At 68.6% G+C, this 23,170-nt stretch carries 20 protein-coding genes; 13 read left to right on the plus strand and 7 right to left on the minus strand.

From position 1 onward, the window contains the following. Positions 1 to 86 precede the first annotated feature (86 nt). From ACSF9G_RS19925 to ACSF9G_RS19935, 3 genes are read left to right on the plus strand one after another with little or no spacing between them, the layout of a single operon-like run. The gene (locus ACSF9G_RS19925; RefSeq protein WP_436643865.1) at positions 87 to 539 is read left to right on the plus strand and encodes a hypothetical protein; all 453 of its coding nucleotides are present in this window, start codon (positions 87 to 89) and stop codon (positions 537 to 539) included. 15 nt (positions 540 to 554) lie between these two features. After that, positions 555 to 1,316, plus strand: coding sequence for a helix-turn-helix domain-containing protein (locus ACSF9G_RS19930; RefSeq protein ID WP_436643866.1), 762 nt, complete (start codon positions 555 to 557; stop codon positions 1,314 to 1,316). A 27-nt stretch (positions 1,317 to 1,343) separates the two neighbouring features. Next, positions 1,344 to 1,676 carry a hypothetical protein gene (locus ACSF9G_RS19935; protein WP_436643867.1) on the plus strand — a complete coding sequence of 111 codons (333 nt, stop codon included), beginning with the start codon at positions 1,344 to 1,346 and terminating at the stop codon, positions 1,674 to 1,676. A 120-nt stretch (positions 1,677 to 1,796) separates the two neighbouring features. On the opposite strand, the gene ACSF9G_RS19940 is transcribed toward ACSF9G_RS19935, so the two are convergent. Together ACSF9G_RS19940 and ACSF9G_RS19945 are read right to left on the minus strand one after the other, a co-directional pair. After that, on the minus strand, positions 1,797 to 2,342 hold the full coding sequence (locus ACSF9G_RS19940) for a thermonuclease family protein (protein WP_436643868.1): 546 nt from the start codon (positions 2,340 to 2,342) through the stop codon (positions 1,797 to 1,799). A 317-nt stretch (positions 2,343 to 2,659) separates the two neighbouring features. Then, on the minus strand, positions 2,660 to 2,896 hold the full coding sequence (locus ACSF9G_RS19945; RefSeq protein WP_436643869.1) for a hypothetical protein: 237 nt from the start codon (positions 2,894 to 2,896) through the stop codon (positions 2,660 to 2,662). 49 nt (positions 2,897 to 2,945) lie between these two features. On the opposite strand from ACSF9G_RS19945, the gene ACSF9G_RS19950 reads away from it, so the two are divergent. Beyond that, on the plus strand, positions 2,946 to 3,266 hold the full coding sequence (locus ACSF9G_RS19950; RefSeq protein ID WP_436643870.1) for a hypothetical protein: 321 nt from the start codon (positions 2,946 to 2,948) through the stop codon (positions 3,264 to 3,266). Between the two features lie 52 nt (positions 3,267 to 3,318). On the opposite strand, the gene ACSF9G_RS19955 is transcribed toward ACSF9G_RS19950, so the two are convergent. Next, positions 3,319 to 4,269: an amidohydrolase family protein gene (locus ACSF9G_RS19955; protein WP_436643871.1), complete on the minus strand. Its 951-nt coding sequence runs from the start codon at positions 4,267 to 4,269 to the stop codon at positions 3,319 to 3,321. Between the two features lie 118 nt (positions 4,270 to 4,387). On the opposite strand from ACSF9G_RS19955, the gene ACSF9G_RS19960 reads away from it, so the two are divergent. Beyond that, positions 4,388 to 5,284, plus strand: coding sequence for an NAD(P)-dependent oxidoreductase (locus ACSF9G_RS19960; protein WP_436643872.1), 897 nt, complete (start codon positions 4,388 to 4,390; stop codon positions 5,282 to 5,284). A 95-nt stretch (positions 5,285 to 5,379) separates the two neighbouring features. Here ACSF9G_RS19960 and ACSF9G_RS19965 read toward each other — a convergent pair whose 3' ends face one another. Beyond that, on the minus strand, positions 5,380 to 5,586 hold the full coding sequence (locus ACSF9G_RS19965; protein WP_436643873.1) for a DUF1674 domain-containing protein: 207 nt from the start codon (positions 5,584 to 5,586) through the stop codon (positions 5,380 to 5,382). A gap of 173 nt (positions 5,587 to 5,759) precedes the next feature. On the opposite strand from ACSF9G_RS19965, the gene htpX reads away from it, so the two are divergent. The 5 genes from htpX to ACSF9G_RS19990 all read left to right on the plus strand — a co-directional run bounded on the left by htpX (position 5,760) and on the right by ACSF9G_RS19990 (position 12,702). Next, the gene (htpX, locus tag ACSF9G_RS19970; protein ID WP_436643874.1) at positions 5,760 to 6,752 is read left to right on the plus strand and encodes a zinc metalloprotease HtpX; all 993 of its coding nucleotides are present in this window, start codon (positions 5,760 to 5,762) and stop codon (positions 6,750 to 6,752) included. 9 nt (positions 6,753 to 6,761) lie between these two features. Then, entirely contained in the window at positions 6,762 to 8,123 is a 1,362-nt protein-coding gene (locus ACSF9G_RS19975) for an RsmB/NOP family class I SAM-dependent RNA methyltransferase (protein WP_436643875.1), read from the plus strand. Positions 8,124 to 8,279: 156 nt separating this feature from the next. Continuing rightward, positions 8,280 to 10,130, plus strand: coding sequence for a heparinase II/III family protein (locus ACSF9G_RS19980; RefSeq protein ID WP_436643876.1), 1,851 nt, complete (start codon positions 8,280 to 8,282; stop codon positions 10,128 to 10,130). Between the two features lie 62 nt (positions 10,131 to 10,192). Beyond that, on the plus strand, positions 10,193 to 11,794 hold the full coding sequence (purH, locus tag ACSF9G_RS19985) for a bifunctional phosphoribosylaminoimidazolecarboxamide formyltransferase/IMP cyclohydrolase (protein ID WP_436643877.1): 1,602 nt from the start codon (positions 10,193 to 10,195) through the stop codon (positions 11,792 to 11,794). Between the two features lie 23 nt (positions 11,795 to 11,817). Then, positions 11,818 to 12,702, plus strand: coding sequence for a dienelactone hydrolase family protein (locus tag ACSF9G_RS19990; protein WP_436643878.1), 885 nt, complete (start codon positions 11,818 to 11,820; stop codon positions 12,700 to 12,702). Here ACSF9G_RS19990 and ACSF9G_RS19995 read toward each other — a convergent pair whose 3' ends face one another. Further along, positions 12,703 to 17,556, minus strand: a complete 4,854-nt coding sequence (locus ACSF9G_RS19995; RefSeq protein WP_436643879.1) for an NAD-glutamate dehydrogenase — start codon at positions 17,554 to 17,556, stop codon at positions 12,703 to 12,705. It lies immediately after the preceding gene. A gap of 184 nt (positions 17,557 to 17,740) precedes the next feature. Between ACSF9G_RS19995 and ACSF9G_RS20000 the strand changes: the two genes are divergently transcribed. Continuing rightward, positions 17,741 to 18,316, plus strand: coding sequence for a peroxidase-related enzyme (locus ACSF9G_RS20000; protein ID WP_436643880.1), 576 nt, complete (start codon positions 17,741 to 17,743; stop codon positions 18,314 to 18,316). A gap of 179 nt (positions 18,317 to 18,495) precedes the next feature. Next, on the plus strand, positions 18,496 to 18,873 hold the full coding sequence (locus ACSF9G_RS20005; protein WP_436643881.1) for a hypothetical protein: 378 nt from the start codon (positions 18,496 to 18,498) through the stop codon (positions 18,871 to 18,873). A 141-nt stretch (positions 18,874 to 19,014) separates the two neighbouring features. Here ACSF9G_RS20005 and ACSF9G_RS20010 read toward each other — a convergent pair whose 3' ends face one another. Beyond that, on the minus strand, positions 19,015 to 19,545 hold the full coding sequence (locus tag ACSF9G_RS20010) for a gamma-glutamylcyclotransferase (RefSeq protein ID WP_436643882.1): 531 nt from the start codon (positions 19,543 to 19,545) through the stop codon (positions 19,015 to 19,017). Positions 19,546 to 19,735: 190 nt separating this feature from the next. Here ACSF9G_RS20010 and ACSF9G_RS20015 point away from each other — a divergent pair, with 190 nt between their 5' ends. After that, on the plus strand, positions 19,736 to 20,830 hold the full coding sequence (locus ACSF9G_RS20015) for a DUF2125 domain-containing protein (protein WP_436643883.1): 1,095 nt from the start codon (positions 19,736 to 19,738) through the stop codon (positions 20,828 to 20,830). Positions 20,831 to 20,836: 6 nt separating this feature from the next. Here ACSF9G_RS20015 and ACSF9G_RS20020 read toward each other — a convergent pair whose 3' ends face one another. Continuing rightward, entirely contained in the window at positions 20,837 to 23,065 is a 2,229-nt protein-coding gene (locus tag ACSF9G_RS20020) for a CHASE2 domain-containing protein (protein ID WP_436643884.1), read from the minus strand. Positions 23,066 to 23,170 lie beyond the last annotated feature (105 nt).

Raw genomic sequence — 23,170 nt, forward strand, 5'->3', positions numbered from 1 at the left:
GGTGCGCCGCTATCGTTGAACTTTCGATCATGGTCAGGGACTTGATAAAAATACTAATAACCCCATAATATGGGCTTTGTGATATAATGCCTTCGAAGCGTCGGACGGACCCGCTGTTCCTGGATGACGTCAAGACCATTCTGGGCGATCCGGCCGGCATTCTGCGAAAACCGCCGACCAGGGCCGAGCTGGAGGAGCAGCGGCAGCTATGCGGTCTGCTTTGGGGCTATGCCGATGCGGGCGACGCCGAATGGGGCCCCGACAGCGATCGCGCCGGCCTGCTGCATACCGCCGCCGGGGAGACGATCGAGGTTCGGTACATCAATTGGGGCGGCCAGATACTCGACCTGTTTCCGGTCCCCAAGCGGGTGCCGCGATGCCGGATCTGGTTCCTGCGCCACCCAGATGGAACCGAGTACCTGATCGCGATGACGAACGTAACGGAGATCGCGGAGGGCCATTTCCCGGATCTGAACGGGGTGGTGAGCCCGCGCGTCGCCGCGCTGCTGCCGGGCAGCTACATCGAGCAAGTGTCGTGAGCGTACGAGGCCGCCATGCGTGAGACGAAACAGTACAAGTCCTTCGACAGCCTGATCGCGGATCGCGGCCAGGCCTTCGAAAGCGCGGCCGACGCGTACCGGTTGCTTACCGAAACCGCCATGTCCGATGCCGAGTTCGCGGACGCCTTCTGGTACGAGCACCTGCGCCGCCGCATGGTCGCCGCGCGAAAGGCAAACCATACGCAGGCCGATCAGGCGCGCGCCATGAAGACCAGCCAGAGCGAGGTCTCGCGCCTCGAGAACAGCCTCGGGCCGGGGACGCGGCTGGGCACGCTGAGAAGCTATCTGGCGGCATGCGGCACGTCCCTCGAGGCCATGCTGGCGGTGCCGGCCGCGGCGCCGGACCCGGGGCGCGAGCCCGGCGAAGTGGTCGGCGAAGAGGCTGGCGACCCGGCCGGCGAGAACGTCACGCTCGTCATCGAGGGCGCCAAATTCGCCGGCCGCGAGGCCATCGGCGTGCTGCAGGCCATCCGGACCGTCATGAAGACGGTTCAGGAGGCGCCGATGAGCGCCGCCGACCGGACGGCGTTCTTCCGGGCCTTCATCACGAATCTCGTCGACGCCAGGCTTCCGGCGCGGCTGTACGGCGACCATCCGGTCAAGCTGAACATGTCCGTTCCCGGCGACCAGACCGCGCCGGTGACGGGGGCCGGCGATCTGCAGGTGGTCACCGGAGACGGGCAGCCGTCGGACGACCTGATCACCGTGGCCGGCGCCAGACCGGCGGGCTCCGAAACCGCAGGCTCCGGAATCTGATCCTTGATGGACAAGGCGTAATCCGACATGGCCGTGCTCCACGCAGTGATAACGCTGATCTTCTGGGCTCTCTGGGTGCCGCTGGTGTACCTCGTCTCCAGCTGGCTGGTCGCGCGGTGGTCGTGGTCGGGCGACGTGCTCGGCGTGATCGGAACCCTGATGCTGTTCTTTCCGACGGCCTCCGGCCTCGCCTGGGACGTCATCTCGCGGACGGGGCGGCCGCCCGTCGATCACAACGGCAATCCCGTCCCGCCCATCCAGGGCTATGCCGGCTTCTCCTGGGTGCGGATCTGCATCAACGCCATCGGCATTTCGCTGATCGGGGTCGGCTTCTTCGTCAATTACCTGGCACGATCGTAGGTCCTGGCACGATCGCAGCCGCCCGGACACCCCGGACGCGGGGGTGCCAGGTGCGGGCACCCTGATGCGGCGATCCGGATAGGGCGATCCGGATGCGGCGATCCGGATACGGGCCGGCCCTCACCCGGAACACCAGCCCTTGCGCCCGGCCCCGCCATAGGGCCGGGCATCGCCGCTTGCCAGCATCACCGCCGCCAGGTCGCGGCCGTCGCCCAGGCGCACGTCGGCGAGCACGCGGCCATGGTACTTGTCGCCCGAAATGCGCCACAGCGTGACCGGTCCCGCCGCCACCGCGGCGGCGGCGCGGCGCGTGGCCGCCCGGGCGCGACGCGTCTCCTCGGCGCAGCGGCCGCGCAGCTCCGGCGCGTCGATGCCGCGCACCCGCACCAGCACATGCACGTCCTGGCCCAGCCAGACCCGGGCCGTGACCGCGATGGTGTCGCCGTCGACGACCCGCTCCACCCGCGCGGCGACCGGCCCCGGCAGCGTCTCGGCGGCGGTGGCGGTCGCCACCCAGCCGGTCGCCGCCCATATGGGCGCCACCCAGGCGGGGGCCACCCCAGCGGGGGCCAGCCAAGCGGCTGCCGCCCATGTGACGGCCATCCACAGGGCCGCCGTCACGACGGCGACGGGGAGCGACAGGGCGAGGCGCGCGACTCGGTGCATGTCTCACGCATAGGAACAAAACCGGAACATGTCCAGATTTTATTCCTAAATGTGCGCTTTGCAGCACGGTAAGACTATTTCGCTAGAATAGACAGGCCAGCGTAAGGTTCGCGCGGGGGCTTTGGATTCGATTAGGTATCGAGGCGAACCATCGAGTGCGCCCACTTTGGGAGCGGGATGGAAGAGCCGACATTAAACCGGCGGTCGACGACATGGCAAAAGCTGGAATGCTGCTATGCGCATCATTCCAGCTCAGGGGCTATATGACATCACGATGACATCATGCACCGCAGTTTCTCCTAAACATCGCTGGGGTGCTATGTCTTGCTGGCGATCGCCTTAAGCGTTGAATTAATACCTTCGATTGCCTCACGAATTTTGTACAATTGGAAAGCCGCGTATTCGGTGGCGTTCGCAATGCGCATATCAGAATCAGGGTATGCGTTAGGTGAATAATTCGGATTGAATTCGGCATTCATTGTATTATTCCATCGTTCTTCGTTAGTTGCCATTATATTTCCCCTATCGGCAAGGGTGCCTGTCTGGCTTTTCATGTTCTTTATTTTGCTCCATCCTACGGTCACTTTGCTCGTGGAGGAAGCGATGAACGACAGCGGGGTTGGCGGGGAACTAAGCGGCTTGAAACATACACAAGCCGTATTGATCGCCGCGATAGGCATCGTTGGAGCTGGATTGTGGACGGCTTTCTTCTACCAAGCGAGCCGCATTGACGGCTTGTCTTTGCGCGTCGATGCCGTAGTCGACACGCAGGGAGACATGCGCGCAGATATAGCCGTAATCCGCGAGAAAGCGTCTAATATAGAACAAGATATATTTGATATGAAACGCGATATAGCTGAAATAAAGCAATTTCTTATCCCGGCTTCCGCGCCCCCAAGAAACCTACCTAGGAAAGTTGAGTAGTGTGGCTTTTCTTTTCCAGCGCCTTAATGGTCTCGCCTGATCCGCCCCCCGGCTACAGCCGATAAATCCGCACCGCGTTGTCGTGGAACAGCTTGCGCTGCTCGGCGAGAGGAAGATCGGAAACGGCGGCGCGAAAGCCGTCGAAGATGGTGGTGAAGGGGGCGGCGAGGCGGTCGACGGGGTAGTTGCTGGCGAACAGGCAGCGGTCGGTGCCGAAGATCGCGATGGCGTCGCGGATGACCGGGCCGTTGGCCGCCACCGTCCAGGGCCGGCCCGGCAGGCCTAGGCCGGAGATCTTCAGCGCCACATTGGGCCGGGCGGCGGCCGTCTCCAGTGCCGCGCGCCAGCCGGCGAGCGCCTCGGCGGAGCGGTCGGCGGGCAGGCCGGTGTGGTTGACGATGACGGGGATCGCCGGAAAGTCGGCGGCAAGCTCCGCGGCGGCGTCGAGATGCCACCACGGCGTCTGCAGGTCGTAGGAAAAGCCGTGCCGTTCGAGCAGGGCGTAACCCGCGCGCCATCGCGGATCGTCCATCGAACCCCGTGCGCCGCGTACGGCGTCCCGCGGGCGGGCGGCGGCGGCGGGCTTGTGGCGGATGCCGCGCATGAGCGGGCTTCGCGCGTGGCCGGCCAGCACGTCGGCGATATCGGCGCGGTCCGGCTCGGCATGGCCGATCAGCGCGCTCGGCAGCCCGTGCCTGGCGGCGACGCCCTCCAGCCAGCGCGTCTCGGCGACCGGATCGGCGCGGTCCCACTCCGCCTCCATGTGCACCGTCCCGACGACCCGGTTCGGCCCGATGTCGCGGCGGTAGTCCGGCGGCAGGTAGTTGCGCTTCAGCGCCGAATAGTCGCCATAGCGGAACGGGATCGGCTCGGGATCGCAGAGCCAGGGATAGTAGTTTTTGTCCAGGTCCCAGAAATGCTGGTGGGCGTCGATGATCGGCAGGTCGGCGGCCGTCTCCTCGGTCATCGCCATTTCCTCGACCGGTCCCCTCGTTGTTTCCATGGCCCCCGTTTCCATCGCCCCGTTGCTATCGGCCCCGTTGCTATCGCCCTGTTGCCATCGGGCGCACGATGCACCGTAATGCATACATTGTGCGGCTGCACGCCAAGAGGGAATGGCCATGAGCGAAACGGTGGGATTCATCGGGCTGGGCCTGATGGGGGAAGGGTTCACGCGCCGGCTGATCGACACCGGGCGCCGGGTGGTCGGCTACGATATCGACCCGCGCCGGACCAAGGCGGCCGCCGGCTGGGGTGTCGAGGCGGCGGCGTCGCCGGCCGATGTCGCGGCGCGGGCCGACACGGTGCTCGTCTGCGTGCTCAACACGGCGGCCGTCGCCGACGTCATCGCTGGTGACAACGGTATCGCGACGGCCGCCGCCAACGGCGGGGGGCTGGAGGGCAAGGTGCTGGTCGATCATTCGACCACCGAGATCGCGGCGACGCTGGACCTCGCGGCCGTGCTCGCCGAGCGCACCGGCATGGCCTTCGTCGACGCGCCGGTGTCGGGCGGGCCCGACGCCGCGCGTGCCGGCACGCTGGCGATCATGGCGGGCGGGGACCTGCACGCGATCAGCCGGATCGACCCGCTGATGACCGATCTCGGCACGCTGACGCATATGGGCCCGGTCAGCGCGGGCCAGGCGACCAAGCTGGTCAACCAGACCATCGTGCTGACAAACTACTGCGTGCTGGCCGAGGCGCTGCGGCTGGCCGAGGCGCACGGCGTCGACACCGGCAGGATCCCCCAGGCGCTGGCCACCGGCTATGCCGGCTCCAACCTGCTGCCGGTCGCCTTCGAGCGGATGGTCGCCAGGGACTTCGTGCCGCGCGGCTATGCCCGGCAGGTGCTGAAGGATCTGGAGATGGTCAACGAGGACGCCCGCCATCACCACGTGGCGATGCCGATGGTGGCGCAGGCGCTGACGCTCTACCGGATGATGATCGCCGCGGGAAAGGCGGATCTCGACGGCACGGCGATCGTTGAGATGCTGCCGGAGATCCTGCCGGGCCACTAGTGGCGGCCACTCGTGGCAGGCCACCAGGCGCGCAGATAGCGGGCGCCGAAACGGCGTCGAATCGGTGCCGAAACGATCCCGAGACGGGGGCGCCGTCAGAAATCGCTGGCGATTCCCTTCTTTTCCCAGTCGCCGTAGCGGGTCGGCTCGGGGCCCCGCGGCCCGTTATATTCCGTCGGCCGCTCCTGCGCCTTTTGCGCGGCGCGGCGCGCCTCGGCCTCGGCCAGCGCGCGTTCGGCGGCCTCCTGGCGCCGTTTTTCCTTTATTTCGTCGCTGGTTTCGTTACGCGTGGCGTCGTTCATCGCGATTCGGTCTCGTCTTGTCGCCGGAGGGGATCGAACCAACATATAGGACGCAGATCGCCTGCGGAGGCAAACCGCGGAGGCAAACCGGGGAGGAAAACCCGGGACACAAATCCATAGGGATCAATCCGCGGCAGCGCGCAGACACCGGACCAACACAGGCCAGGGAACCCATGTCGGGCTATTTCAGGACAGCCATTCTTCTCGCCGCGATGACGGCGCTGTTCATGGGCGTCGGCTACCTCCTCGGCGGCAGCGGCGGCATGATCATCGCCTTCGTGGTGGCGCTGGGCATGAACGCGTTCAGCTACTGGAACGCCGACAAGGTCGTCTTGAAGATGTACAAGGCGCACGAGGTCGACGAGGCCACCGCGCCCGAGTTCCACGCGATGGTGCGCGACCTGGCGCGGAACGCCGACCTGCCGATGCCGAAGGTCTACATCATCGACGATCCGCAGCCGAACGCGTTCGCCACCGGGCGCAACCCCAGCAACGCCGCCGTCGCCGCGACCACCGGCATCCTGCAGACGCTGTCCTACGAGGAACTGGCCGGCGTGATGGCGCACGAACTGGCGCACGTGAAGCACCACGACACGCTGATCATGACGGTGACGGCGACGATCGCCGGTGCGATCTCGATGCTCGCCAACTTCGCGCTGTTCTTCGGCGGCAACCGCAACAGCAACATGGGCTTCATCGGCACGCTGGCGCTGATGATCCTGGCGCCGCTGGCGGCCGCGCTGGTGCAGATGGCGATCTCGCGCTCGCGCGAATACGAGGCCGACCGGATGGGCGCGGAGATCTGCGGCCAGCCGCTGTGGCTCGCCTCGGCGCTGGGCAAGATCGCCGGCGGCGTCCGCCGCGTGCCCAGCGAGGCCGCCGAGCGCAATCCGGCGACCGCGCACATGTTCATCATCAACCCGCTGCACGGCGAGCGCATGGACAACCTGTTCTCCACCCACCCGGCGACCGAAAACCGCATCGCCAAGCTGCAGGAGATGGCAGCCGGGATGGGAAGCGGCATGGGTGGCGGTTATACGCAGGCTTATGACGATGCCGGATCCTCGGGCGGCCCGTCCGGCGGATATGCGGGCGGTTCCGCTCGCGGGACGGGCGGCAGCGTGCCCAATGCCGGGTCGCGGCCCGGCGCCGGTCCGTGGGGCTGATCGCGCACCGTGAGCACTCCCCGTAGAAGACAGAAACCGGCGCGCGAGCCGGCCGGGCTCGCCGCGCGGCGCATCGCCGTCGAGATCGTCGACGACGCGCTCCACCGGCGCCAGACGCTGGACGCCGCCCTCGATGTCGAGCACGGCCAGGCCGGCCTCGCCGCGCTGGAGCCGCGCGACCGCGCCTTCGTCAAGGTGCTGGCGACCGAGACGATCCGCCGGCACGGCCAGATCCGCGCCCTCTTGAGCGCCTATCTCGACAAGCCGCTGCCGAAATCGGCCGGCCGGACGATGGCGATCCTCGAGGTCGGCGCCTGCCAGATCCTGTTCCTCGACGTGCCCGCGCACGCCGTCGTCGATACCGCCGTGGGCCTTGCCGCGGCCGACCGGGCGGGGCGGCACTTCCGCGGCCTCGTCAACGCGGTCCTGCGCCGGGTCGCGGGCGATCGCGAGGCGCTGCTGGCCCGCCCCGACGGGGTCCGCGCGACCGCGCCGGACTGGCTGGCGCAGCGCTGGATCGCGGCCTATGGCGCCGACACGGCGCAGGCGATCATGGCCGCACATCTGGCCGAGCCGCCGCTCGACCTGACGGTGAAATCGGATCCGCAGGGCTGGGCCGACCAGCTCGGCGGCGCGGCGCTGCCGACCGGCTCGGTGCGCATTCCCAAGGCCGGCGACATTGCCGCGCTGCCGGGATTCGGGGACGGCGCGTGGTGGGTGCAGGATGTCGCCGCGGCGCTGCCGGCGCGGCTGCTCGGCGACGTCGCCGGGCTGCGGGTCGCCGATATCTGCGCCGCGCCGGGCGGCAAGACGGCGCAGCTGGCGGCCGCCGGGGCGTCGGTCACCGCGGTCGACCGGTCCGCCTCTCGCATGGCCCGGCTGGAGGCCAATCTCGTCCGGCTCGGCCTCGCCGCCGAACCGGTCGTCGCCGACGCGGCGGCCTGGGAGCCGGGAACCCGCTTCGACGCGATCCTACTCGACGCGCCGTGCTCGGCGACCGGAACGCTGCGGCGCCATCCCGATATCGCCTGGATCCGCCGGGAGGCGGAGATCGCCCGCCTCGCCGACCTGCAGGGGCGGCTGCTGCGTCGGGCGTTCGACCTGGTGAACCCGGGTGGAACGGTGCTCTACGTCACCTGTTCGCTCGAGCCGGAGGAGTGCGAGGCGCAGATTTCCGCGATTCTGGGCAGCGGCCTGGCGGTCGCGCGCAAGCCGATCGCGGCGTCCGAAATCGCCGGCCTGGGTCAGTGCATCACCCCCGAGGGCGACCTGCGCACGCTGCCCTGCCACGCGCCCTGGCCCGAGGGCGTGGCCCCGGGCGACGGCGGGATGGACGGATTTTTCGCCGCCCGACTTGTCCGCACCGCCTGAGGCGGGGCAGTCTGTCTGCGGGATTTCGAGCGGTATGCTTGCTTAAAAGTCAATTATATTAAACTTTTACGGACAGTATGGAGCTCGCGGGGGCTGGGCGGCACCGTGTCGCGCGCCCGGCGATCCCCGGCGATCGAGGAAGAGTAGGCGGCGCGTATGGCCGGAATTGCAATCGGCGACCGTTTGCGGATTGGCGCGATCATGGCCGGGCATCAGGTTCGCTCGATGCTCACGGCCTATGCGAGCCCGTTTTATCGCTGGCGTTTTTCCGCCGGCGCGCCGGAGCGTCTCATCGTCGCCCCGCAGGACCTGCGCACCGCCGACCCGATCATCGCCGCCGATTTCTATACCGGCCATTTCGCCCTGGCCGGCGCCGCCATCGACGTGGGCGGCAAATCGCCGTTCTCGGCGCCGCCGCCGTCGCCGGACTGGCAGCGGGCGCTGCACGGGTTCGGCTGGCTACGCCACATGCGCGCCGCCGACACCGACCTGACGCGGCTGCACGCGCGCGCGCTGATTACCGACTGGATCGAGGACTACGGCGGCTGGGACCCGGTCGCCTGGGCGCCGGAGGTGGTGGCGCGGCGGCTGATCTCCTGGTTCAGCCACTCGCCGCTGATCCTGCGCGGCGCCGACATCGGCTTCTACCGCCGCTTCATGCGCTCGCTGGCGCGGCAGGTGCGCTATCTCATCCGCACCGCCGACGAAGCGCCGGACGGGGTCGGCCGCATGGTCGCCGTCATCGCGCTCTGCCACGCGGGCCTGTGCATGTCCGGGCGGCAGCGGCTGATGCGCCAGGCGGCGCGCTGGCTCGACGACGAACTCGTGCGCCAGGTGCTTCCCGACGGCGGGCATCTCTCGCGCAATCCCGAGGCGGTGGTGGTGCTGCTCCTGGAGCTGCTGCCGCTGCGCCAGACCTTCGCGGCGCGCGACGTGGCGCCTTCGAGCGCGCTGATGTCGGCGATCGACCGGATGATGCCGATGCTGCGCTTCTTCCGGCACGACGACGGCGCGCTGGCGCATTTCAACGGCATGGGGCCGACCTATCCCGACGTCCTCGCGACCCTGCTCGCCTACGACGAGACGCGCGGCGCGCCGGTGCTGAACGCGTCGTATTCCGGCTACCAGCGGCTCGAGGCCGGCGACACCGTCGTCATTGTCGATACCGGCGCGCCGCCGCCGCCGACGGTGAGCCGCGAAGCCCATGCCGGCTGCCTGTCCTTCGAGATGTCGGCGTCGGGGCAGCGCATCATCGTCAATTGCGGCGTTCCCGCCTTCGGCTCGGCCCAGTGGCGGGCGGTGTCGCGCGCGACCGCCGCCCATTCGACGGCGACGCTGGACGACACCTCGTCGTGCCGGTTCGCCTCCAACGCGCTCGTCCTGAAGACGCTCGGGCCGGTGATGCTGTCGGGCCCGCGCACCGTCTCGGTGGAGCGGCAGGACGCCGACGTCGTCTCGCTGGCGGCGAGCCATGACGGCTATCGCAGCGATTTCGGCATCATCCACGAGCGGCGCATGGCGGTCAGTCCGGACGGGCGCCGGGTCGAGGGCGAGGACGTGTTCTCCGCCGTCGGCGGCGGCAGCGGCAATCCGCCCTACGCGGTGCGGTTCCACCTGCACCCGCTGGTGCGGGCGAGCCGGACCCGCGACCACAACCGCGTCATCCTCGCCCCGCTGCACGGCGCGTCCTGGGAGTTCTATGCCGGCGGCGCGGACGTCGCCATCGAGGAAAGCGTCTATCTCGGCGGCCTCGACGGGCCGCGCCGCAGCGAGCAGATCGTGCTGCACGGGCGCTGCCGCCACGCCCCGCGCGTCAACTGGCGCCTGCAGCGGATCGATCCGAAGCGGCAGGCCGCCGGACGGGCGGCGGACGCGGACGAACTGCCGCTCGACGCGGAGCCGGACGCGTCCGAACCGGCGGACATGTCCGCTCCCGAAGACAATGGCAATGATGGCGGCGACGGCGGCCGCGGGGATGGCGGCGGCAATAGCGGCGGCACGGCGTGACCTGAGCCGGCAGTCGTGCTAAGCGGCGGGCCACACGCTTTCTCCCGCTTCAGGATCTTCCGATGACGAACATGCCGACGCCCGTTCGCCGGGCTCTCATCTCCGTTTCCGACAAGACCGGAATCGTCGACTTCGCCAAGGCCCTCGCCGACAACGGCGTGGAGCTTTTGTCGACGGGCGGCACCGCCCGCGCGCTGAAGGAGGCGGGGCTTGCGGTCACCGACGTCGCCTCGGTCACCGGGTTCCCGGAAATGCTCGACGGACGGGTGAAGACGCTGCATCCGAAGGTGCATGGCGGCCTGCTCGCCGACCGCTCCAAGCCGGAGCATGTCGCGGCGCTGAGCCAGCACGGCATTCCGGAAATCGACCTGCTGGCGATCAATCTCTATCCCTTCGAAGAGACGCTGCTGCGCGGCGCCGGCTTCGAGGCGTGCATCGAGAACATCGATATCGGTGGCCCGGCGATGATCCGCGCGGCGGCCAAGAACCACGGCTCGGTGACGGTGCTGGTCGATCCGGCCGACTATGCGGGCGTGCTCGAGGAACTCGGCACGGGCGGCGTCAGCGCCGGCACGCGCCAGCGGCTGGCGGCCAAGGCGTTCGCGCGCACCGCGGCCTACGACGCGGCGATCTCGCGCTGGTTCACCGACGCGGTGGGCGACGGCGAACCGACCTGGGTCAGCTTCGGCGGCACGCTTGGGGAATCGCTGCGCTACGGAGAGAATCCGCACCAGCGCGCCGGCTTCTATCGCACGCCCGAATCCCGGCCCGGTCCGGCGCGGCCGGGCGTCGCCACCGCCCGCCAGCTCCAGGGCAAGGCGCTGTCCTACAACAACATCAACGACACCGACGCGGCCTTCGAGCTCGTCGCCGAGTTCGATCCGAACGACGCGGCGGCGGTGGCCATCATCAAGCACGCCAATCCCTGCGGCGTGGCGACCGGGGCGAGCCTGCGCGAGGCCTACGAGCTGGCGCTGCGCTGCGATCCGGTGTCCGCCTTCGGCGGCATCGTCGCGATCAACCAGACCCTCGACGCGGAGGCCGCGGAGAAGATCGTCGAGATCTTCACCGAGGTGATCGTCGCCCCGGCGGCGAGCCCGGCGGCGATCGAGATCGTCGCGGCGAAGAAGAACCTGCGCCTGCTGGTGACCGGCGGCCTGCCGGATCCGGCCGCGCCCGGCCTGACCGTGCGCTCGGTCGCCGGCGGCCTGCTGGTGCAGTCGCGTGACAACGGCCGGCTCGGCGCGACCGATCTCCGGGTCGTGACCAGGCGGGCGCCGAGCGAGCAGGAACTGCACGACCTGCTGTTCGCCTGGCGGGTGGCCAAGCACGTGAAGTCGAACGCCATCGTCTACGCCAGGGACGGCGCCACCGCCGGCATCGGCGCGGGCCAGATGAGCCGCATCGATTCGGCCCGCATCGCCGCGCACAAGTCCGAGGAGGCGGCGAAGGCGGCGGGGATCGCCCGGCCGCTCGCCGAGGGCTCGGTGGTCGCCTCCGATGCGTTCTTCCCGTTCCCGGACGGCCTGCTGGCGGCGGCGGCGGCGGGCGCGACCGCGGTGATCCAGCCGGGCGGGTCTATGCGCGACGAGGACGTGATCGCGGCGGCGGACGAAAAGGGGCTGGCCATGGTATTTACCGGAATGCGCCACTTCCGGCATTAGGTCCCGGGTGATACAATCTATAGATGCGGCGAATACTCGTATCTATCCTGATCGCGGTGATCGTTGTCGTTGCCGGCGGCGGTGCGTATGTATGGCTGTCGCTGACCGGGGCCTTCACCGACAAGCGCAGCCCCGACCAGCTGCTGGCGCTGCTGGAGCCCGATATCGTGATCGTCAAGCCGGACGGTGACGGGCCGTTCCCGGCGGTGCTGCTGTTTCACGGCTGCGAGGGCCTGTGGAACGGCGACCAGCGCCGGCCGCTGATGGGCATCTACGCCGATATCGCCAGGTCCGAGGGGGTCGTGGCGATCATCGTCGACAGCCTGAAGCCGCGTAACATCGATTCCGAGGAAGCCTATGCCGACGTCTGCCCCGGCTGGGTGCTGCGCGGCTCGGAGCGGGCCGGCGACGTGGCGGTGACGGTGCCGTTCGCCCGCAGCCTTCCCTATGTCGACCCGGACCGGATCGCGATCGCCGGCTGGAGCCACGGCGGCTGGACGGTGATGGACTTTCTGGCGATGCCGCCGAACGAGACGGTGCCCTACAGCCTGACCCGGTGGCCGACGGCCGCCTTCGCCGGCCTGACCGCGGTCTACCTGACCTATCCCTATTGCGGCTTCCCGGCGCTGGCGCCGGAGGCCGGCGAGATCGAGCCGCGGCCGACCTGGGCGATCCACGGCACCAAGGACGTCACCGCCGATCCGGCGCCGTGCAACCAGGCCTACGCGCTCGCGGTCGAGGAGGGCGCGCCTGTCGACGTCCAGACCATCGAGGGGGCGACGCATGCCTTCGACCGTCCCGACGTGCTGCCGAATTCCACCTCCGTCTACGATCCGGCCTTCGCGCAGATCGCCTACGACCGCTTCCGCACGTTCCTGCGCGAGGTGCTGGTCCCGTCGGGGCAGTGACTATCCGCCCGCGAGGTCGTTGAACAGGCTCGCGGCCACCGCCAGCCGGGACAGGCTCATGGGGCCGCGCTCGATATCGGCGATCGCGCCGGCCGTGCGCGTCACGCTGCTACCGCGCGTGGCGATCCAGGCGTCCAGCGCCGGCTTGCCCTTCTTGCCCGTCGCCAGCACCTCGGCCACCAGCTTGCGCTGCGCCTCGTGGATCAGGTCGAGGGTGCGGTTGAGCGCCAGCCTGTCGTAGTAGTCGACGGCGCCCAGCGCCCGGGTCGTCTCACCCAGCTCGTCGACGCGGAAATGCGCGGAGAAGGCGAAGAAGGTCTCGGCGACGGCGCTGAGCGATTTGCCGGTGCGATCCGAAACCAGGACGATGTCGGGCACGCGCGACAGCCACTGCGCGCCGGCGGCGCGGGTTGCCAGGCCCTCCGGCAGCCCGGCCCCGACAAGCTCGTCGCGGCGCGCGGCGATGCGCCCGGCGGCCTCGCCCGGAACGATCCCGGCGAGATCCTTGGAGAGCGTCGCGGTCGCCTTGCGATAGTGGTCTATGACCTCGGCGAGACCGTGCTCGATGTCGATGTTGCGCAGGAACCAGGCGGTGGCGCGCAACAGCAGGTCCTGCAGGCTGGCGTAGAGCTCGAGCTGCAGGTCTCCGGATATCCTGTTGTCGAGCGCGTCGATCTCGCCGTTCACCTCGGTGAGGCCGAAGGCGTTGCGGGCGGCGGCGAAGGCGGCGGCGATCTCGGGCACGTCGGCGCCGGTCTCGTCGGCGAGCCGGACGATCATCGTCGGGCCGCAGCGGTTGATCATCGAGTTCGCCAGCATGGTCGAGATGATCTCGCGGCGCAGCCGATGATCGGCGATCGCCCCGGGGAAGCGCGCCTGCAGGGCTTCGGGGAAGTAGCGCATCAGCTCGCGGCCGAGATAGGAGTCGTCCGGCACGGCGCAGTCCAGGAGCCGTGAATACAGGTCGATCTTGGCGTAGGCGAGCAGCACCGCGAGCTCGGGTCGCGTCAGCGGCTCGCAGCGCGTCTCGCGGGCCTGCAGTTCGGCGTCGTCGGGAAGGTCCTCGACGGCACGGTCGAGGTCGCCGCGCGATTCCAGGTCGCGCATCAGGCGCTGCTGGAAGCCCAGGTCCTCGAGCCCGCGACGCTCGGTCAGCGACAGCGCCAGGGTCTGCAGATAGTTGTTGCGCAGGACCAGGCCGGCGACCTCCTCGGTCATCTCGACGAGCAGGTCGTTGCGCTGGGCCAGCGTCAGCGATCCCTTCCGCATCTCGCTGCCGAGCGCGATCTTGATGTTGACCTCCATGTCGGAGGAGTTGACGCCGGCGGAGTTGTCGATGGCGTCGGAGTTTATCCGGCCGCCGGCGAGCGCGAACTCGATGCGGGCGCGCTGCGTCATGCCGAGATTGGCGCCTTCGCCGACAACCTTCACCCGCATCTGCGCCGCGGTGATGCGGATCGCGTCGTTGGCGCGGTCGCCGACATGGTCGTCGGTCTCCTCGCTGGCGCGCACATAGGTGCCGATGCCGCCGAACCAGAGCAGGTCCGCCTCGAGCCTGAGGATCGCCGAGATGAGCTCGGCCGGCGTCGCCGTCTTGCGGTGGATGCCGAGCAGCTCCTGCATCCGCGGCGACAGCGGGATCGCCTTCATCTGGCGCGAGAACACGCCGCCACCCGCGGAGATCAGGCTGGTGTCGTAGTCCTGCCAGCTCGAGCGCGGCAGCGCGAACAGGCGCGTGCGCTCGGCGTAGCCGATGGCCGGGTCCGGATCGGGGTCGATGAAGATGTCGCGATGGTCGAAGGCGGCGACGAGGCGGATCTGCTCGGACAGCAGCATGCCGTTGCCGAACACGTCGCCGGACATGTCGCCGACGCCGATCACCGAGAACGGCGTCGTCTGGATGTCGACGTCCATCTCGCGGAAGTGGCGCTTGACCGCCTCCCAGGCGCCGCGGGCGGTGATGCCCATCTTCTTGTGGTCGTAGCCGGCCGAGCCGCCGGAGGCGAAGGCGTCGTCGAGCCAGAAGTCGTGCGCCTGCGACAGGCCGTTGGCGATGTCGGAGAAGGTCGCCGTGCCCTTGTCGGCGGCGACGACGAGATAAGGGTCGTCGCCGTCGTGGCGCACCGTCAGCGCGGGCGCGACGATGGCGCCCTCGACCAGGTTGTCGGTGAGATCGAGCAGGCTGCCGACGAAGACCTTGTAGCAGGCGATGCCCTCCGCCAGCATCGCCTCGCGGTTGCCGACGGGCAGGTGCTTGGGCACGAAGCCGCCCTTGGCGCCGACCGGCACGATGACGGCGTTCTTGACCTGCTGCGCCTTGACGAGACCGAGCACCTCGGTGCGGAAGTCCTGCGGCCGGTCGGACCAGCGCAGGCCGCCGCGGGCGATCTCGCCGAAACGCAGATGCACGCCCTCGACGCGCGGGCTGTAGACGAAGATCTCCATGTGCGGGCGCGGCTCGGGCAGGTCGTCGATCTGCCGGCTGGACAGCTTGATGGAGAAGGCCTCGCGCGTCTCGCCATGGGTGTCGGTCTGGTAGAAGTTGGTGCGCAGCGTCGCGCGGATGAGATTGACGAAGCAGCGCACGATGCGGTCCTCGTCGAGGCTGGGAACGGCCTCGAGCGCGGCCTCGATCTTGTCGACGAGCGCCTGTTCGGCGGCCAGTCTTTCCGTCCGGTCGGTGACCTGCGGGGAGAAGCGGGCATGAAACACGTCGACCAGCAGACCGGCGATGTCGGCGTGATGCTGCAGCGTCTGCCACATGTAGTCCTGGGAGTAGGGGATGCGGGCCTGGCGCAGATAGCGCGAATAGGCGCGCAGCGTGGCGATGTCGCGCCAGGCGAGGCAGGCCTTGACGATCAAGGCGTTGTAGCCGTCGTTCTCGGCCTGGCCGAGGGCCACGGCGAGGAAGCCGTCGGCCAGACGCCCGTTGAGACGGTCGAGGTCGATCGCCGCCCCGTCGGCGCGTTCCAGCACCATGTCGTGCATCCAGATGTCGGCGACGGCGTCGGTGTCCGGCCGGGCGATGCGGTAGGTGCGCTCGCTGATGACCTTGAAGCCCATGTTCTCCAGGATCGGCACGCGCTCCGACAGCGGCACCGGGCTGTCGAGCCGGAACAGCTTGAGGCCGAGCCGGTCGGGACGGTCGGCGTCCGGCCGGTGGAAGTCGATCAGCAGGCGGCGCTCGCCGACCAGCCGCTCGACGACGGAAATGTCGTGCACCGCCACCTCGGCGGAGTAGGCGGCCTGGTAGCCGCCGGTGAAGGCGTCCTTGTAGCGGTGGTATAGCTCGGCGGCGTGGAAGACGTCGTGAGCGTCGTCGAGCGCCTCCTTCAGATTGTCCGACCAGATGCGGATCAGGCCGGCGATCTCCGCCTCCAGCGCGGCCTGGTCCGGCGTCGGGGCGGTGCCCTCGTAGCGGCCGATGATGAAATGGACGCGGGTCAGCACGCCTTCCGGATAGAAGGGATAGAAGGCCGACACGCGCCCCTCGAAGGCGCGCGCCAGCAGGTCGCCGATCGCCAGGCGGACGCGGGTGTTGTAGCGGTCGCGCGGGACGTAGACGAGCGCGGAGACGAACCGGTCGAACTTGTCGGCCCGGTAGAGGACGCGGATGCGCGGGCGCTCGCCGAGCTGGAGGATCGCCAGCGACCATTCGTACAGCGTCTCGATATCGATCTGGAACAGCTCGTCGCGCGGGAACGTCTCCAGCACGTTCGTCAGCGCCTTGCCGTTGTGGCTCTCCGGCTCGAAGCCGGTCTTGCGCATGACCAGGTCGACCTTGTGCCGGAGATAGGGGATGGAGCGGATGCCGCGGTTGTAGGCGGTCGAGGTGAACAGGCCGATGAGGCGCAGCTCGCCGGTCAGGGCGCCCTCGTCGTCGAAGGTCTTGACGCCGACATAGTCCATGTGGACGCGGCGATGGACGAGCGACTTGACGTTGGCCTTGGTGACGATCAGCGGCACGGGCTGCATCAGGAAGTCGCGCAGCTCCGGCGTGTAGGTGACCCATTCGCGGCCGCGCCGCAGGACCATCACGCCGGGATCGCGCAGGATGCCGAAGCCGGCGCCCTCGTCGCGCGCGACGCGCTCGAGCCGGCCCTCCTCGACGCCGCCGACGAAGGCGTACTCGCGCAGGCCCAGGAGCGTGAAGTTGTTGTCGGCGATCCAGTCGAGGAACTGCACGGCCTCGGCGATCTCGTCGGCGGGAATCGGCGGCGGGTTGGAGCGGTAGACCTCGATCTCCTGCTTGAGCCGGGCGAGCATCGGCTGCCAGTCGCGCACGACGATGCGCACGGCGTCGTCGACCCGGCCCAGCGCGGCGGCCAGCTCGCGCCGCTCGAGATCGGAATCGATGCGGTCGACATGGATCTGGATGACGCTCTCGCGCAACACCTCTGCCTGGGAGGACGGCCGCTCGATGCCATGGAATTTCTTGCGCTTGCCCCGGCCGTCGCGCTCGACGCACACGATGGGATGCAGCACGAGGCGGACCTCGTAGCTGCGGTCCTGCAGCTCCGCCATCGCCGAATCGAGCAGGAACGGCATGTTGTCGTTGACGATCTCGACGACGGTGACCGAGTTGAGCGGCGACTCCGGCGCGGGATCGATCGGATCCGGATCGAAGACGTGGATCTTGTGCTTGCCGGGCTGCCGTGTCGCGGTGAAGTCCCACGCGCCTTCGGCCAGAAGCGCCAGTTCACCGGGCGAATAGATCGCCAGATCCTCGTAGGCGGCGTCGGAATACAGGCAGTCCGTGAAAGCGCCGAGCGCCGACTTGCGGGCGGCGCCGGGAAGCGCCTTCAGGGTCGCCTCGATCAGCGCACGCCTTCTGTCCTGGTCGCGTTGGAGCATTGCGTTTCCTCGTATTCCGTTTTCCGTTCTTGCGACTCACGGCTTGCCCGGAAGTGTTCGACAGATTGACGACGGTGTCGAGACATCGGTTATCGGGCTGCGGTTACCGGGCTGCGGATTCCGGGCGCGGCTGTGCTAGCGTTGCGTCCTTGGACCCGAAACGCGCAACAGCCGGAGGACATGAATGTCGGAAGACCGCGTGATCGCGCTCGATCTCGAACAGGAAGACGATCTCACCGATCGCCAGAAGGCCTATTTCGACAAGTGCATGGAAAAGCTTGGCATGGTGCCGAACGTGTTGAAGGCCTACGCGTTCAATCCGGTCAAGCTCGACGCCTTCACGGCGATGTACAACGATCTGATGCTCGGCGACTCCGGGCTGTCGAAGCTGGAACGCGAGATGATCGCCGTCGTCTGTTCCAGCGTTAACCACTGTTTCTACTGCCTGACCGCCCACGGGCAGGCGGTGCGCCAGTACTCCGGCGACCCGGCGCTCGGCGAGACGATGGTGATGAACTACCGCGCCGCCGATCTGACGAGCAAGCAACGGGCGATGCTCGATTTCGCCTGGAAGCTGACGGAAACGCCGTGGGCGATCGACGAGCCGGACCGCCAGGCGCTGCGCGATGTCGGCTTCAGCGACCGGGACATCTGGGACATCGCCTCGGTGGCGGCGTTCTTCAACATGACCAACCGGGTGGCGACGGCGACCGACATGCGGCCCAACCCCGAGTATCACGGACAGAACCGGCAATCGTGAAACAAATGAATCGATGACCATCGGCCGCGGTAACGGCATCGCAATGAAATTTCCGTATGAAACCTTCCACAGTGAGGTGCGTTAAACCAGATATCGCATGTGGATTGACGCACGTTGTCGGATGTTCCATCTTTGTTCCTATGACCGCGCCCATTAGTGTCGTCGATTGCGAACCTGCCGTGCCGAGCGTGCTCGACGGGATTTCGTTTGCCTCGGAGTTCCGTCACTGGACGGGAGAGAGCGGGCGCCGCTATCTGACGCGGGCCTTCCCGCTCGACGTGGCGGCGGAGTTTCCCGGCGCGCCGGTGATCCTCGCCGCCGTGCATCCCGACGGTCGCAGGGAGGCGGTGTGGATCGGCCTCTCGGTTGGCCGGCGCTTCGATGATGCGCTGGCGGCGGCGCGCGCTGCTGGGGCAAGCGAGGCGCACGTGCATCTGGTGACGATCGGCGCGGTGGATCGGGTCAAGGCGCTGCGCGACCTGCGCGCGGCAATCGGGCCGCGTCCGGCGGACCGCGACGGCGCGCGCAACCGCGATCGCCAGGGCGTCGCGGCCTGACTTTTGGCCCCTGACTTTTGGCCCCTGACTTTGGACCGCCTGATTTTGGGCTGGCTGATTTTGGGCTGGCCGACTTCCCGAACAGACTGACTTTCTGAACAGGTCTATTTTCTCAGCAGGTCGCGGGGACGGCTCCGCTGGCTAGACGGATTCCGTCAGGGCCCGGCCGAGAACGGCGAGCCGCTGGTCGACCACGCCGATCTCGTCCATGTGGTCGAGGGTGGCCCGCACGTAGTCGACATTGGGGCCGGACATGCCGTGCCCCTGTCTGACCAGCTCGACCTGGCGCTGGACGGGCAGCGCGCCCGCGTATTGCTGATGGGCGCGGTCGACGACGTAGCACAGCGCCGGCGCGGCGCGTCGGCTGCCGTCGAGAAGCTCGATCTGGCGGGTGACCTCCCGATAGACCATCGTCACCTGCTCGCGGGCGCGCAGATAGGCGACGACCTCCTCGCGGGCCTGTGGCGCGACGCGGAAGGCGACGCCGAGGCAGGCGCCGCCGCGGTCCAGGCCGAGCACGAGGCCGGGCCTGTCCGGCGTGCCGCGATGGACATGGCTGTAGACGCAGAGCGAGCGGTGCAGGCCGCGCAGGCGGGCGGGCACCCGCTCGACATGGTCGAAACCGGGCCGCCACATCAGCGAGCCGTAGCCAAATACCCAGAAGTCGCTCATAGTCCGGTCACTCGAAACAGTCCGTCGTCCGACGCCGTGCCGATTCGGGGCACCCGATGGAGGGTCCCATCCGGGACGTCCTTTCGGGGGCGATGCGGGCGGTTGCCCTACCAGCGCCGCGATCGGTTGGCAATGTTCGGGTCCAGATCCCGCCGCAATCCCGTTTTTTACCGACCGGTACGATACGCCCATGACTGAGCCAGACTCCGCCCCGGCCTCTCCCGACAGCCCCGGATCCGGGAAACTCGGCCGACCGCCGCGCTTTCTCGTGCTGGTGGCTCTCGCCGTCGTCGTCGTGGCGGCGGGCTGGAGCGCCGTCTGGTATTTCGGCACGCAGAAGGCGGACGCGATGATAACGGCCTGGCTCGCCGAAGAGGCGGCCAGGGGACGGACCTACGCCTGCGGCGAAAGACGCGTCGGCGGCTATCCGTTCCGCGTCGAGGTGCGCTGTTCGGAGCCGAGCGTCGACATCGCCGACGCCAAGCCGCATGTCCGCGCGACCGCGAGCGGGTTCCGGGCCGTGGCGCAGGTGTGGAACCTCACCCACGTGATCTACGAGATCGACGGACCGGTCCGCATCGAGGGCGGCAACAAGCGGCGGCCGGCCTTCGCCGTCGATACCAACTGGACGCTGCTGCAGGGCTCGCTGCGCGCGCCAGGCGGGCAGATCGTGCGCGGGGACCTGGGGATCACCGGCTTCACCGCCACGCCCGATCCCGCCGCGACCGCCCCCGGCGGCGGCGCCACCGTGACGGCGAGCCGGGTCGGCATCCATGGCCGCCGCGCCGACACGCCCCCCGACGCGCACGACGTCGACGTTGCCGTCGACGCCATCGATCTGGTGGTGACGCCGGACGGCATGGGGCCGTCCGATGCGGTCGACCTGAGCTTCGTCGGCCGCCTCGGTGCCCTGCCCTATCCGCCGCCGCGCGACCCGGAAGCCTTTCTCGCCGCCTGGCGCGCCAACGGCGGCAGCATCGAGGTCGGCAAGCTGAGCGCGACGCAGGGCGAGACGGAACTGCGCGCCGAAGGCACGCTCGCTCCGGATGGCGCCGGCCGGCCGGAGGGCTCGGTGACGATCAAGCTCGCCGGGCCGGACCTCACCACGCCGGGGTCCGCGGGTGCCTTCGGCGGGCTTGCCCCGGTCATGGCGCTGGCGCTGCGCCTCGCCGGCCGGCCCGCCGACATCGACGGGCGCGAGGCGGTGTCGGGAACGATCGAGATGCGCGAGGGCAAGGTGTTCCTCGGGCCGATGCCGATCACCGAGCTGCCGAAGATCTTCTGAGGTGACCTACATCTTCTGCGCCTGCCAGACCCCGTCCCAGTCGGAGGGGGGCGGCGTCTGGGCGAAATAGGCGCAGCGCTCGGCGAACAGGCCGGTCAGGTCCGAGAGGCCGTATGCCGCCGCGGCGCGGGAGAGCGAGGCGAACTGCTGCTGCGCGCCGGCCCAGTCCTGCCGGCGATAGGCGGCGAGGGCGGCCGAGAACTGTTCCATGACCGATCGCAGCGAGGAATCGACCTGCAGCTCGGACCCGCCCAGGATCGCCCAGATGCGTTCGGGATGCTTGCGGCCCTTGACGCGGACCGTATCGATCTCGAGCACCGTCATGTCGGATGTGCCACGCCGGCGCGTTTCGTCCGAGATCAGGGTGGTCACGCCATAGTAGGAGGTGAGGTTCTCCAGACGCGAGGCGAGGTTTACCGCGTCGCCGAGCGCCGAATAGTCGAACCGCAAGTCCGATCCCATGTTGCCGACGATCGCCATGCCGGTCGCGATGCCGATTCCCAGCCTCAGTTCCGCGATCCGGCCGCCCCCCTGCACGGCGGCCTCCGACCGGCGCGCCGCGTTCAGCGTGTTCAGCCGGTCGATCATCTCGAGAGAGGCCTCGCAGGCCCGGCGGGAGTGGTCGGGATCGTCGAGCGGCGCGTTCCAGAACGCCATGATCGCGTCGCCGATATACTTGTCGATGGTGCCGGACCGCTCGGTGATCGCGTTGGTGAGCGGCGTCAGCAGCCGGTTCATGAGCGCGATCAGTTCCGGCGGATTGTCGCGGTAGCCCTCGGCGATGCTGGTGAAGCCGCGCACGTCGCTGAACAGCACCGTGAGCTCGCGGGTCTCGCCGCCGAGCGTCAGCTGCTCGGGGTGCTGGGCAAGCTGCTCGACCAGGCTCGGCGCGATGTAGTGGCTGAACGCCTGCCGCACGCGATTGCGCTCCCGCTCCGTCTGGAAATAGAAGAAGACGGTGGCGAAGCCGTAGACGACGGTCAGGACGACCCAGGGAAAGGTCGGATCGAGCAGGATGCCGAACCGGAGGTAGCCCACCCACGATACCGTCAGCACGATGATGACCGCCACCCCGCCGGCCAGCGCGCCGGTGAACGCGCCGAGATAGTAGATCAGCGCCGCGAGCGCGATGCTGCCGACGGCCGTGTAGGCGATCTCCAGCCCGGTGGAATAGTCCGGGCGCAGCATCAGGCGCCCCTGCAGCAACTGCTCGAGCGCCTGCGCGTGCACCTCGACGCCGGGCAGAACCGCGTCGAGCGGCGTCGCCCGCAGATCGAACAGGCCCGGCGCGCTGGTGCCGATCACGATGATCCGCCCGGCGATGTCCTCCGGCTTCACGGTGCCGTCGAGGACCGAGGCGGCGGGGATGTACCGTTCGGTGCGGTGCGGCGAGAACGCGAGCCACATCTGGCCCGATTCCTCGGTCGGAATACGGTGATTGCCGATGCGCACCGAGGTGATGCCGCTTTCCACCGAACTGCCCTCGCCGCCGGCGGTGGACGAGCGGATCGCGATCGTGTCCGCGCCTTCGGCCAGGCGCAGCGTCTCGGCGACCAGCGAGGGATAGAGCGCGTCACCGAAGCGCACGACCATCGGAACCTTGCGGACGATCTGGTCGGACTCCGGAAACCAGTTGAGCGAGCCGATGCCGGCGGCGGCATCGTTGAGCACCGGGGTGTTGAGCGTCGCGGTGCTGAATGTGGGAACGTGCCGCGAGGGATCGGAGCCCAGCAGGGCGAAGGCGGTCGGTGCCGGCGGAATCTCGGGGCCCGCGTCGGCGCGGCCGATCGCGCCGAGCACGACGCTACCCTCGCGGATCGCCTCGGCAAAGGCGTCGTCGCCCGAGCGCGGCTTCGGCAACCGGTCCAACAGCGCGCGCGCGTCGGGCCTGTCCTCGAGCGCGGCGTAGAGCGCGACCAGCGGGTCCGGTTCGGGATCGGGAAACGCGAAGTCGAAGGCGATGACGACGGCGCCGAGCTGCTCCAGGCGGACGACGAGGCGCCCGATCAGATCGCGCGGCCAGGGCCAGCGGCCATAGGCCTTGAGGGAGGCCTGATCGATATCGACGATGCGGACGGGGAAGGACGGATCGACGGGGCGGGGCGCGAGGCGCTGAAACACGTCGAAGGCGAGCAGCCGCAGCCTGACAAGCGGATCGGGATCGAGAAAGCGGACGCCGGCAACAGACAGCAATATAATTGCAATCGCAAGCGCATAGGTGGCGCGCGTGCCCAAGTTCCCCTACCCCCCGTCTTCGGTTCGACCCGTTAAGTCTATTGCCGCGCAGACACTATCTGATATCAGCCGACTATGCTAACTTTCCGCAAGCGGCATGGAGGG

It is taken from the genome of Microbaculum mangrovi (assembly GCF_051390635.1).
In the GTDB taxonomy this organism is placed as follows: Bacteria; Pseudomonadota; Alphaproteobacteria; order Rhizobiales; family Tepidamorphaceae; genus Microbaculum.

Excerpts from the sequence above, each read along its gene's own strand:
- ACSF9G_RS19925 (WP_436643865.1), top strand. The coding sequence starts at position 87 with ATGCCTTCGAAGCGTCGGACGGACCCGCTGTTCCTGGATGACGTCAAG.
- ACSF9G_RS19930 (WP_436643866.1), top strand. The coding sequence starts at position 555 with ATGCGTGAGACGAAACAGTACAAGTCCTTCGACAGCCTGATCGCGGAT.
- ACSF9G_RS19935 (WP_436643867.1), top strand. The coding sequence starts at position 1,344 with ATGGCCGTGCTCCACGCAGTGATAACGCTGATCTTCTGGGCTCTCTGG.
- ACSF9G_RS19940 (WP_436643868.1), bottom strand. The coding sequence starts at position 2,342 with ATGCACCGAGTCGCGCGCCTCGCCCTGTCGCTCCCCGTCGCCGTCGTG.
- ACSF9G_RS19945 (WP_436643869.1), bottom strand. The coding sequence starts at position 2,896 with ATGAAAAGCCAGACAGGCACCCTTGCCGATAGGGGAAATATAATGGCA.
- ACSF9G_RS19950 (WP_436643870.1), top strand. The coding sequence starts at position 2,946 with ATGAACGACAGCGGGGTTGGCGGGGAACTAAGCGGCTTGAAACATACA.
- ACSF9G_RS19955 (WP_436643871.1), bottom strand. The coding sequence starts at position 4,269 with ATGGAAACAACGAGGGGACCGGTCGAGGAAATGGCGATGACCGAGGAG.
- ACSF9G_RS19960 (WP_436643872.1), top strand. The coding sequence starts at position 4,388 with ATGAGCGAAACGGTGGGATTCATCGGGCTGGGCCTGATGGGGGAAGGG.
- ACSF9G_RS19965 (WP_436643873.1), bottom strand. The coding sequence starts at position 5,586 with ATGAACGACGCCACGCGTAACGAAACCAGCGACGAAATAAAGGAAAAA.
- htpX (WP_436643874.1), top strand. The coding sequence starts at position 5,760 with ATGTCGGGCTATTTCAGGACAGCCATTCTTCTCGCCGCGATGACGGCG.
- ACSF9G_RS19980 (WP_436643876.1), top strand. The coding sequence starts at position 8,280 with ATGGCCGGAATTGCAATCGGCGACCGTTTGCGGATTGGCGCGATCATG.
- purH (WP_436643877.1), top strand. The coding sequence starts at position 10,193 with ATGACGAACATGCCGACGCCCGTTCGCCGGGCTCTCATCTCCGTTTCC.
- ACSF9G_RS19990 (WP_436643878.1), top strand. The coding sequence starts at position 11,818 with ATGCGGCGAATACTCGTATCTATCCTGATCGCGGTGATCGTTGTCGTT.
- ACSF9G_RS19995 (WP_436643879.1), bottom strand. The coding sequence starts at position 17,556 with ATGCTCCAACGCGACCAGGACAGAAGGCGTGCGCTGATCGAGGCGACC.
- ACSF9G_RS20000 (WP_436643880.1), top strand. The coding sequence starts at position 17,741 with ATGTCGGAAGACCGCGTGATCGCGCTCGATCTCGAACAGGAAGACGAT.
- ACSF9G_RS20010 (WP_436643882.1), bottom strand. The coding sequence starts at position 19,545 with ATGAGCGACTTCTGGGTATTTGGCTACGGCTCGCTGATGTGGCGGCCC.
- ACSF9G_RS20015 (WP_436643883.1), top strand. The coding sequence starts at position 19,736 with ATGACTGAGCCAGACTCCGCCCCGGCCTCTCCCGACAGCCCCGGATCC.